Annotated in this window: 10 protein-coding genes and 1 pseudogene; all 11 read right to left on the reverse strand. The window is 34.5% G+C overall.

The features are described 5' to 3' along the window. Window positions 1–55: 55 nt before the first annotated feature. Window positions 56–520, reverse strand: coding sequence for a hypothetical protein (locus DEU39_RS08940; RefSeq protein WP_120231676.1), 465 nt, complete (start codon window positions 518–520; stop codon window positions 56–58). A gap of 109 nt (window positions 521–629) precedes the next feature. Beyond that, window positions 630–1,172, reverse strand: a complete 543-nt coding sequence (locus DEU39_RS08945) for a hypothetical protein (protein WP_147367572.1) — start codon at window positions 1,170–1,172, stop codon at window positions 630–632. 110 nt (window positions 1,173–1,282) lie between these two features. Further along, window positions 1,283–1,765 carry a hypothetical protein gene (locus DEU39_RS08950; RefSeq protein ID WP_147367573.1) on the reverse strand — a complete coding sequence of 161 codons (483 nt, stop codon included), beginning with the start codon at window positions 1,763–1,765 and terminating at the stop codon, window positions 1,283–1,285. A 7-nt stretch (window positions 1,766–1,772) separates the two neighbouring features. After that, window positions 1,773–2,174: a hypothetical protein gene (locus tag DEU39_RS08955; RefSeq protein ID WP_147367574.1), complete on the reverse strand. Its 402-nt coding sequence runs from the start codon at window positions 2,172–2,174 to the stop codon at window positions 1,773–1,775. Between the two features lie 131 nt (window positions 2,175–2,305). Further along, complete coding sequence (locus DEU39_RS08960) at window positions 2,306–2,950, reverse strand: response regulator transcription factor (protein WP_062671712.1); 645 nt, start codon at window positions 2,948–2,950, stop codon at window positions 2,306–2,308. Then, window positions 2,950–3,684 (reverse strand): sensor histidine kinase, encoded by a 735-nt coding sequence (locus DEU39_RS08965; protein WP_120231680.1) that lies wholly within the window; start codon window positions 3,682–3,684, stop codon window positions 2,950–2,952. Before DEU39_RS08965 ends, DEU39_RS08960 begins: the two co-directional genes overlap by 1 nt. 634 nt (window positions 3,685–4,318) lie before the next feature. Then, window positions 4,319–5,752 carry a hypothetical protein gene (locus tag DEU39_RS08975; RefSeq protein WP_120231682.1) on the reverse strand — a complete coding sequence of 478 codons (1,434 nt, stop codon included), beginning with the start codon at window positions 5,750–5,752 and terminating at the stop codon, window positions 4,319–4,321. Between the two features lie 10 nt (window positions 5,753–5,762). Then, a complete protein-coding gene (locus tag DEU39_RS08980) occupies window positions 5,763–8,567 on the reverse strand; it encodes a hypothetical protein (protein ID WP_228436715.1) in 2,805 nt (934 codons plus the stop codon). A 9-nt stretch (window positions 8,568–8,576) separates the two neighbouring features. Then, complete coding sequence (locus DEU39_RS08985) at window positions 8,577–9,377, reverse strand: Fn3-like domain-containing protein (RefSeq protein ID WP_228436717.1); 801 nt, start codon at window positions 9,375–9,377, stop codon at window positions 8,577–8,579. Window positions 9,378–9,457: 80 nt separating this feature from the next. Next, complete coding sequence (locus tag DEU39_RS08990; protein WP_062671703.1) at window positions 9,458–10,003, reverse strand: hypothetical protein; 546 nt, start codon at window positions 10,001–10,003, stop codon at window positions 9,458–9,460. 223 nt (window positions 10,004–10,226) lie between these two features. Continuing rightward, window positions 10,227–10,350: pseudogene (locus DEU39_RS24685) on the reverse strand (peptidoglycan-binding protein LysM); the annotation flags it as partial.

Below are 10,350 nucleotides of genomic sequence, written 5' to 3' on the forward strand. Positions count from 1 at the left end.
CTGACATGAGCTATATATTCTGAAGGCTTATATTCCCAGCCTACATCTTTATTATTTATAAAATTGCATCATTAATAATACTATTATCTTCAAAACTTCTTTCAAAATTACGAAATACATCAATTTCTCCTGATGAAATTTTTTCATAGTTTAATTCAAAATCGTCATTGATATAATTTCGGGTTTTAATCAATTCATACCATTTTTGAGGTAAAACAAAATTATTATAATAGATATATTCCCGAAACAAATTAGTGAAAATAAAATCTCCATCTGTAAAATACGTTAAAGAAAATATCGGCTCAAGAGTATAAGCATTTAACCGCCTATAAGAAGTGGAAACAATTTCCGGACAATTCTCTAAATAATCACACAATTTCTTTCTAATTTCTGATGGATAGATTCCATTTTGTTGAAAGTCTTTTATTGATGGTAATTCACTATTATTCTCACCCTTACAATGAATAATCTCTTCTTTAAAGAAAGAAATTCCTCTATAATTCCATGATAAGTAATTCATATTATATTTTTAGGTAATAGTGAAACGAGAATTTATAAAAAACAATTTTCATTTTGTAAATAACTAAAATCAAATACTATCGTTTCAAAACATCAAATCAATTTTATTCTTAAAAATCCTTTTTATAAATATTTATTCCCTGATCTCCCATAATTAAAAAATATTTCTGTGTTTTTGAAAATCCACAATACATATATCCTTCGTAACTCATCCCATGAAGCTTAAAAAAACATGATTTTCTTGTTTTATAATTCATTAATCTAGGTATCTTGAAATTATTATGGATATTATTTATTTCTAATTTCCATTCATTATCTGAAGTTAATAAATTTCCTCCACCACCTCTTAATCCAAAAACATCTACAATCTCATTTCTTTCTTTTAACGAATACTTTAAATTATCTGCGGAAAGATATTTTTTAAAATCTGACTCATAATCTTCCATAGTAATATTTTTATTTTCTATATCATATAAAAAAATACCATTACCATTTATAATTAAAAGATCATCATTTTTTAACCATCCTATGAGAATAGATGAATTCAATTTTAGTAAGGTGTAAAAACTCCAGCCTTCATTTAACTCGATTAATTCTTCGTATAAAAATTCGCTATCCGGTTTTGATTGTAATACATCTTTAATTTTCATCATATTATTTAAAGTTCTATTATATTGAGGATTCCTCATATTGTCATTTCATGAAAATCATTTTCTTAAGCTTTCACTGCTTACTCTCACTATCTCAATTTGTAGGAAAATCTCTAAAATACGTGCAAAACCTTGCTTGTAAAACTATTTCCACATTGATGACAACGAATAGTTTTATCTTCCTCATTAATCATTTTTAATTTCTTATCTCTTAATCCAAAATTATTAGGGTATACCATCGCTGGATCAACAGATAAAGCACCTTTATATACCTTCCCACAGGTAAAACATCTTAAATGATCTACAAAATAGGTTTTAACAGACCTTTCAAAATCTATATCCTGGAATGTATTGTTTTTTACTTTATAATCTATATCACAAATATTAATATTGTCTATCCAAAACAGATAATCGAGCATAAAGATTCCTTTCTTATAATGTATAGTAAAAACAGGACGACATATTTTCAATAGCTCATCAGAAGACCTATACTTTTTAGCATTATTAGAAACAAGTATACTATCATTTATTTGATAGTCAAAATTATCCCAATAAGTAAATTCGGTATTTTCTGTTATAATTAATCCATATAACATGTATGAATTAAGATAATTCTCCAATATCAATTAAATCAGGAAAAACGTATTTATTTGTCTCCTTATCATAATAAATATTCATAGGAGGAATCTCCATATTATGACTTTCAAAAAACCATTTCCTGAACATATAATACATACCCTCAGGTTGATAATCACAAATATTATATTCCAATTTTTCTATAGAAAAGCAGACTGGAAATTCTTTGATAAATTGTATTATACTCTGTATTCCTTTCTTTAAATATTCTAACGAAATAATATCCAATAAATCACTCTTTAACTTTATAAAAACAGAAGGAGTTATTTCATATACATTCTCATCATTTTGATTATGATTTATGATTTCTTTTATCTCATAAAAGATAGCTATTCCCCAACTTGACTTTAGGATTATAAATTCATTCATTACTTTTTTGTTAAATAGATTTATACCTATCTTGTTCAATTGTATTTTCCACTGAACTATTGGGTTTCTGAAAATAACTTTGTACAAAGGAGCAGAGATTGAATCACAATCAGATTTTTGTGATAGAATATTTACTGATTATACAACCTGAGAATCTCTACCAATTCGGGTATGGATCGTATTTTAAGCTTCTCAAACAACCTGATTTTGTATGTACTGATCGTTGATGAATGGAGATTCAGCTGATTAGAAATTTCTTTGAGGGGAAGACCTTCTGCAAGCTTATTGGCAATTTGCAATTCGCGGTCTGATAGAGCTTCAAAGGGAGAAGTTTTTACAGAGCCGTTTAGTGATTCTAAAAAAATCGCTTCTTTTATATTCTCACTGACATATCGGCCTTTATTAAGCATCGCTGTTAAAGCAGTCTCAATTACATCGGTGGAGCTTAGCTTGCTTAGATAACCACCAGCACCCATTTTCAGATAACGCATTCCATACAATTCTTCATCCTGGGAAGAAAATATCAAAGTCTTTAATGCAGGTTGGTGAATTTTTATGTAATCTATTGCTTCCTGAACAGTACCATTAGGCATATTAACGTCCATAATGGCCAGATCAAATTCTTCTTTCAGAATTAAATTGTACAGCGATTTATAATCCTCTACTTCTGAAATGATAGCATCGGGTCTGAATCGTTTAATTGTCTGTATCAAACCCATCCGAACGATACCATGATCGTCTGCTACAACAATGCGAATGTTTACTTTTAAACCCATTACTCTATAAATTTACGTAAAAAAAGGGAAACTGTGGTGCCTTTATTTTCAGTGGAAATGATTTGGATGTTTCCATTAAGCAAGGATATAAAATTTTTTACAATTTTCAAACTTAATCCAACTCCTTTCTCGCCCGCAGTTCCCAGAAATACAGGATTACCATAAGTATAGATCCCAGGTAAATACTTTTCATTGATGCCTGTTCCGGAATCAATTATAGAAAGCTCAACCTGACCACCTTCTGTAACTTCCTGTAAATAAATATCTTGACCTGGCAATGAATATTTTACCGCGTTGTTGAAAATTTTGTCTAAAACATATTCGAGCAACATGCGATCGCCTGTAAGAAATGCATTGTGATCTCCTTTAAAATAAAACTTAATCTTTTTTTCTTTTAATCGAGCAGCATATTTTTCTTCCAAATAGTGAAAAAGATCTATCACCATGATTTTAACGGGTTTAATCTTAAATTCCCCGTATTGTGTTTTTAGCCAGGCAATGGTGTCCTGTATAGTTTGCAGATTTTTCTGAGCATCTCGTTTTACCTGCGGCAACAACTTAAAAAAATCTTCCTCATTGATAGTATTTTGCTCCAGCTCTTCTGTAAGCCACAGAAAGGTTCCCAACAGTTCTTTTGAGTCATGAGACAAAATCGAGATCAATCCGTTCTTGAAATTGATTTCGTTTTCCAGTCTTTCAATTTTTAATTGGAGTTCGTTGATTAAATCATTCATAAATTAAGTATCATGGTTTTAGAAGCTGTTTGAGTTATTTTTTTGAAAGAAGGCAGAAAGAGTTATATTGCTTCAATGTAACTAAAAACATATAGTTCAGACCTTTCTTCCAGAAGGTAGCAAGTTAAAAAAAATATCATATTGGTTAAAAAAAAATCAAATGGGATTTACCTGAAATAATACAGGTTCTGTTTATCTCACAAAATGGCTGTATCAGATTCCAGGAGAATTTTGACTCTGGCAGACTGTTTACCGGTATTATCGAAAATAGAGAAAAGTGAAATATAGAACAGTATCATAGATTACTGATCACAATCAGCTGAATGATGCAAGATAAAAAATGGCATCCTGAAGTGACAATTATTGATAGCCGGACTACCAAAATACATCTACAGATATTGAAGCGGATTGATGAAAGAAAAATCATCAAAATAAGAAAACGTATCTATAGCGATACTTCAGAAAATTTTTGGGCAGTTTTGTATTTTCTGCCAATTGCATGATGAAACCACAGCTATAAAATGCTGTAAAAAAATGCACTCAGAAAACGAATTATTGGAAGACATACACCTTATTTATACTGATGGAGAAATTTTTCATCAGCAAATAAGAGGATTGATTTCAAAAAGTATTGTTAAATTGCCGTAAAGCTATAATAAACATTGATAGAGTAAGTAGTATTTTCCTTCCCTACCAAACTTTGGGCATTCGTAGGTGATATGGTATATCTTACGTTCAATCCCCGGTCTAAAACCGGAGCTCCGTTAAAGAGTATTTTCTGAGGAGTTTTGGATAAAGGAACATTTACAGAACTCCCATCTATGCCGATTTGTAAAATATTTGAATTGATGTTGGTCTGTAAACCACCTTTCTTAAAATAATTTTCGTCCGATTTTACATAGAGCTCAAAATTTTCATTATTGGACAACATGATTTGGTTGGGAATCATTTGTGTCTGGCCATCGGTGTAATGGGCAGCGGTATTAAAATTGAAGTTTACATTGCGTCCAGAACTGGGGATGGTGATCTCCGACAGAGGAAGTACCTTTAACTGAACAGCCGTATTTTGCAAACTGTTAATGGAGTTATCTGTACTGCTGGCATTGAAGTTTAAATCAAACGTATAAGTTCCGGCTTCAAAAAAGAAGTTTTTAAAATCTTCCGCAGACACATAAAGCTGTGGAATGAAGTTGTTTCTGTTTCCTGCTACTACACTGAAATTAGCCGCGGAAAAATTCTGAAAATCGGAAGATAAGGCTTTGGTTGTGAGTGAAGATCCGTTACTACCCAATTTAATGTTTGCTATATTTCTGGTTCCCGGAACACCTTTAGAGGACGTGAACTGAATGTTTGTGGCAGCAGCTTTCGCCCAAAAATTAAAATCAACCGTATTTGCAATTTCTGTATTCCCCAAATCCCACACTCGCGTGCTTGTACTGCGGTAGTCATTCAAAGAAGATATTTCTATGTATTTTGTTAAAGAGTTTGCAACCCATTTTATAGCTGAAGGAATGACTAAAATTGTTTTAAAATTACGTGGTGTGAAGTCATTATAATTCTGAGTGATATCCATGGAGTAATTCCCGGCCCGGAAGGCATTGGCACTAAATTGTGAGGCAGGAATTTTAAAGATAAAATTGATATTTCCCCGGTTGAATCCTCCTCCCAGACTGATGGATGGTGGTTCAAACCATCTTACAGCACTTGTACTGAAAGACTGAAAACCTGGTAAATAACCTGAAAATCCAGTAGAAGGCATCTGTCCTCCCATACTTTCCAACTGCCACAGAAGCGCGGAACCGGGTAAAGTAAGTGAGGAAGAAGAGTGAGTAAAATTGGGCCCGGAAACAGAGGTAAATGTAGGAGCTGTTGGGAGTAATCCCAAAAAGGCATAATCCCAGTTGGTTCTGTTGGCGTTCGTCATTACTCTTGTAGGTACTGAAGTAAATTCGCTCCTGTTAAAAATATTATTTTCAGGAACCGACAGATATACATCCTGAGCTTTCGTAACCGCAGCCCCGAACAATACGGTAAAAATTCCTATTAGAAAAGACCTCATCTTTTTCATACTTTTAAATTTAAAATTTTTTCACCTTAATGGTGGTGTCTTTCTTCTTATATTCAAAAACCACAGTTTTTGAATAACCTTCTTTTGTCACCTGAATAGTTTGGCTGGGTTGCGTATAGCTGTATTTGTCATTTTCAATATAGAGCGTGTATTTTCCATCTTTCAGGAAAAATTCAAACTCATTTTTTTGGTTAACCACAGCAGTATAGATCATACCCTCTTCACTTTTTGCATATACCACGATTCCGGTTACATCCGTTTCCAGAACATCATAAGCTTGTCTGATCTCTGTTAATTTTCCACTTACCCTGATGTTTTTTACCAAGCCTACTTTACGGTTAATATTGGCATGCACCATAATGACTGGATCCATCATCAATCGGGCACCTGCACTTTCGTTCATTTTTAGTGTATAAGTTCCTTCTGGGACATTCTGAAAAACTACTTTTCCATTCTTATCTGTTATCGCTACATAATTGTCCAGTTTTACAATTTCATTAGCAAGTACCGATTCGCCGGATTCCAGAAGTCCATTAAAATTTTTATCTTCAAAGAACTGGAAAGCCACTTTATGATTTCCGAGAGTTGTTGCTGTGGTAAAATATTTTTTAATCCCCACTCTAAACTGGTAATAGCTTCCACTGGTTGCATATTCAGCTGTAGATTTATAACCGGAAAGATTAAAATACCCTGTGGTAGACCAGGAAGGCGAAATCTTATACTCCAGATTACCGGTGATATTGCTGTTTAAATTTTTATAAAGTTCCGAATAGAAAGTCCCGGCTGAAAAAGATCCGGTCAGATTATGATTAAACATCTGGAAATTATAGGAGGCATACACATTATAGTTGGCGAAATTATGGTTTCCATCATAATAAGAATTTAAATCAAAGACACTGATCGCGTTCCATTGGGCTGTTCCATTGAGGGAGAATGATTTATATCTGTAAGATAAAGTCGTTTTCAAACTGTTGAACCATTCTGGATTATCATTCTCTTTTGAATAAGAATATTCCGCCGTCAGGTTCAATCCGTGAGCACCTAATGTAGTACTGATATTGGCTTCCAACCGGTAAGAAAAAAGTTCCTGTGATGTGTAAAAATTAGCTGTTTTTTGTTTTTCAACCTTTGGATAAAGTAGGAAATTCCACTTCTTTAAAGAAAACTGATACCCTAGTCCCAAAGCTTCCGTGCTGTTGAAATAATAACGCAAATTAGAGGTATTCCCAGGTTGGATAGGTTCACTCTGGAAACTCAGGAACTCGGGTTCTACCTGCGAATTCTGATATTGTATAAAAGCACGCTGAGCAGCAGAAAATTGGCGGCCGATCCTCTGATTTGAGAAAAAAGATCCCCGTTTAATCCCTGCATAACTTTTGGTGGCAAAGGAATTGAAAGATTGTATATCCCATTTCCCTATTTTTCCTTCGTAATTGGCTCCCATGGAAGCTCCTGTGTTTTCGTCTTTATTCAAAAGGCCTTTTTCGTTGCTCACTCCCACCTCCGTGCGGATGATATGTTTTTCGTTAATTAACAATGATGTTACCGCGTTCGCTACCTGTGTATCTACGTTAAAGCGTGGATCATGGTCGAATATATAGGATATTTTTCCATTGAAAGATTTAGCATTTCCAAAAGCATATTTTGCACCTACCATGGTAGATCCTTCTGTTTGCTGGAAATAAGTACCATACAGATTATAATTACTTTCCAGCGCAAGAACTTCAATCTGATTACTGTTACCAAATCTGGTAGAAACTTTTCCTCCCCTTCCGAAAACCGGGTAGTCGTAATCGCTGCTATTAACATTTCCCAAGCGTAAAACCGTATATTTTCTCTCCAGTTCCAGCCAGGTATCATACACATTATAAAGGCCGTCTTCAAAATAGTAATCTGCACCGATATTGAAGCGTGATTTTAAATTCTCAGACATACGGAATGCTGTGTTTCCCCTCAATTGAAGAAAATTGAACCCTGAACTGTTTTCATTATAGCTCATTTCCGCAAAGTTACTTCCACTCGCCGCTTCGTTTCCACGGGCAATTTGTCTGTTGTGCGATAAAATTACCAAGTAGAGCGTGTTGCTTCCCACAATTTTATTATCAAGCAGATCTGTGACAATTGCATTAATATTAAACTCCGGGTAAAGTGTATTCTGTTTTCTGACGGCAATTTTAATTTCAAGCGTTTGTTTTTCTAAACCTTCCAGAGATAAGGTTTGCTGTTTTGGCAAAATTTCCAGACCATCCGGAATTGACTGCAAATCAATCTTAACGGTACGTTTACTATACCCCTGATTTTCTACTGTCAGCAGAATTGAGGATTGGGGCAAAGCAGGGTTAATAAAATTTTCGTAGGTAGCCGTATAAATCGCGATGTTTTTGTTCTCACCTTTAGCGGCGAAGAATGAGGCGTTTTCAGTTCTGGTGACCTTTGAAGTGGCATACGAAACCTGAAATTGGATCTTATTGGATCTCAGCTTCATAAAATCCACGTTGGCGATCAGCTTCACAGGAAGATTTTTAGACTGACCCGGGCCTAGGGTAAAGTCAGTTTTGGGATAGAAAAGCAATCCCGGATACTGTTCCTGAGGGCTGATATTCTGAATCATCATCTCTTCAGAACTTTTATTCTCAATGATCAGGAAATTAGTAAAAGTAGAACCCTTTTCAACAGTTACACTGTCATTTTCAAAATGGATTTGTATATCCTTCTTTTCCTGTGCAAAGGCCCACGAAAAGTTCAGAAGAACAAATATAAAAAATAAGATTGTTCTTCTTAGTACTGATACTGATATTCCATTCTGTGGTTTCAAAGCTTAATTTTAAAATTTAAAGTTTTTTTCTCCTACACGTAAATCATTAGATTCGGCCATTTTGACGATAACCACGCCAAGGAAGTTCCCTGAAATGTTCTCTGGTAAAGAAAACTGAACAACCTGATTGGTATCCGGAAACATAGAGATGGAAATTGCGGGTAATTTTATTTCCTTACCACTGTCTGTATTGGTGAGTTCAAACTCAACGGTGGCATCATTGATGGTGTTTCCATCATTATGGATGCTTACAGCAACTTTTCTATTCGCAGCATTCTCATTTTTCACTTCTGAAATATTGGTGATATCCAGACTTTTCACATGGTTTCCCGGTGGAGTGTAAAAGATGTGAAGTCCTACCTCAAATAAGGTGATAATACCAATACCATTCTGAATACGTGCCTTATCTGCCTGCTGAGGAAGCTGTGTGAAAAACAGCATGCTGTTTGTAACGACAGACTGTGATGCGTTTACCGGAATTTGCATGGTTACTACAATCTCCTTTGTACTTTTCGCAGGAACTGTTACAGTGTTTTCTAAGGTAGACACCCAGGAGGCATTGGAAGTTTTTGAACTGCCTGCTTCAAGATAAACCTTATTTCCGTCTTCTTCTCTAACCCAATCTTTATAGTTGAGATTAAAAACATAATCTTTATCCGAGCTGTTTTGAAGCGTGACTGTCTTTGTTACTTTTTCTCCTGGATTACCTGTGAAAAACAATCTTGTAGGCGACATAGAAATACTTTGTGCCAAAAGTGAAGAAGATCCTGTAAGAATAAAGAAAATGAAAAGGTGAATAAACTTGTTCATGGTGTAAATAGTTTAATAATAAAGATTCTCAAAACTACTGAAAACGTAGCAAAATAAGCCTTTACAAACTAAAAATTTTATTATAAAGCAGTCGCCGTATAAGTTACTGTTTGCGTATAAGTTCCCGCTGGCTTACCTAAAATATCCGAAGATGATGATTTCTCTGCTGGAATGGTGTAGTCCAGATTCAGTGTTAATGCACTTCCGAGAGGAGCATTGGATACTAAGGTTCTTTCTCCTGGGGATAAAACCACTTCGTTTTTTGCTCCGCCCATACTTCCGGGAGCTTCTGCAGCTTTGATTGTCAAAACATCCACTGGGATCGAGTTTGAACCATTGACGAAATTCGGTCCCCCTGCTTTTACCTTTACATTAAAGTTCTTCGTGGAAGTAACTTTTAAAGAGTTGGCTTTAGTAATGGTCTGATCAGAGTTGTAGTCTGCTGCAGTAGCATAGTTAAAGGCAACTATACCACCAATGGCAGTACTTCCTGCGTCGATAGAGATGACATCATTCAGGATAATTTTTACAACTGTGGTTGCAGTAGTATTTTGAGCCTGAACATTATTAGTTCCTAATATGATCGCTCCAAAAGTTAAGGCTGTGATTGCAATTTGTTTTGTCATGATAATATTATTTAATTGTTAATCTTGTTTACCTGTTCTCTTTTGAACATTACAAATCTACAGCGGTCATAAAAGTTTCTTTGTAGTGGAAAACGGAAGTACATGTAGTAAAATCACTACACAGTTTATTCACATAATAAACAGAAAAACCCTCGGTACTTTTCAGGTACTGAGGGCATATATATAGATGTGTTTTTTTATTATAAAATTGATGTGTTTTTTATTATAAAGCAGTCGCGGTATAAGTTACTGTTTGCGTATAAGTTCCCGCTGGCTTACCTAAAATATCAGAAGATGATGATTTTGCTGCTGGAATAGTGTAGTCCAGATTCAGTGTTAACGCACTT

It is taken from the genome of Chryseobacterium sp. AG363, from assembly GCF_003610675.1.
In the GTDB taxonomy this organism is placed as follows: Bacteria; Bacteroidota; Bacteroidia; order Flavobacteriales; family Weeksellaceae; genus Chryseobacterium; species Chryseobacterium cucumeris.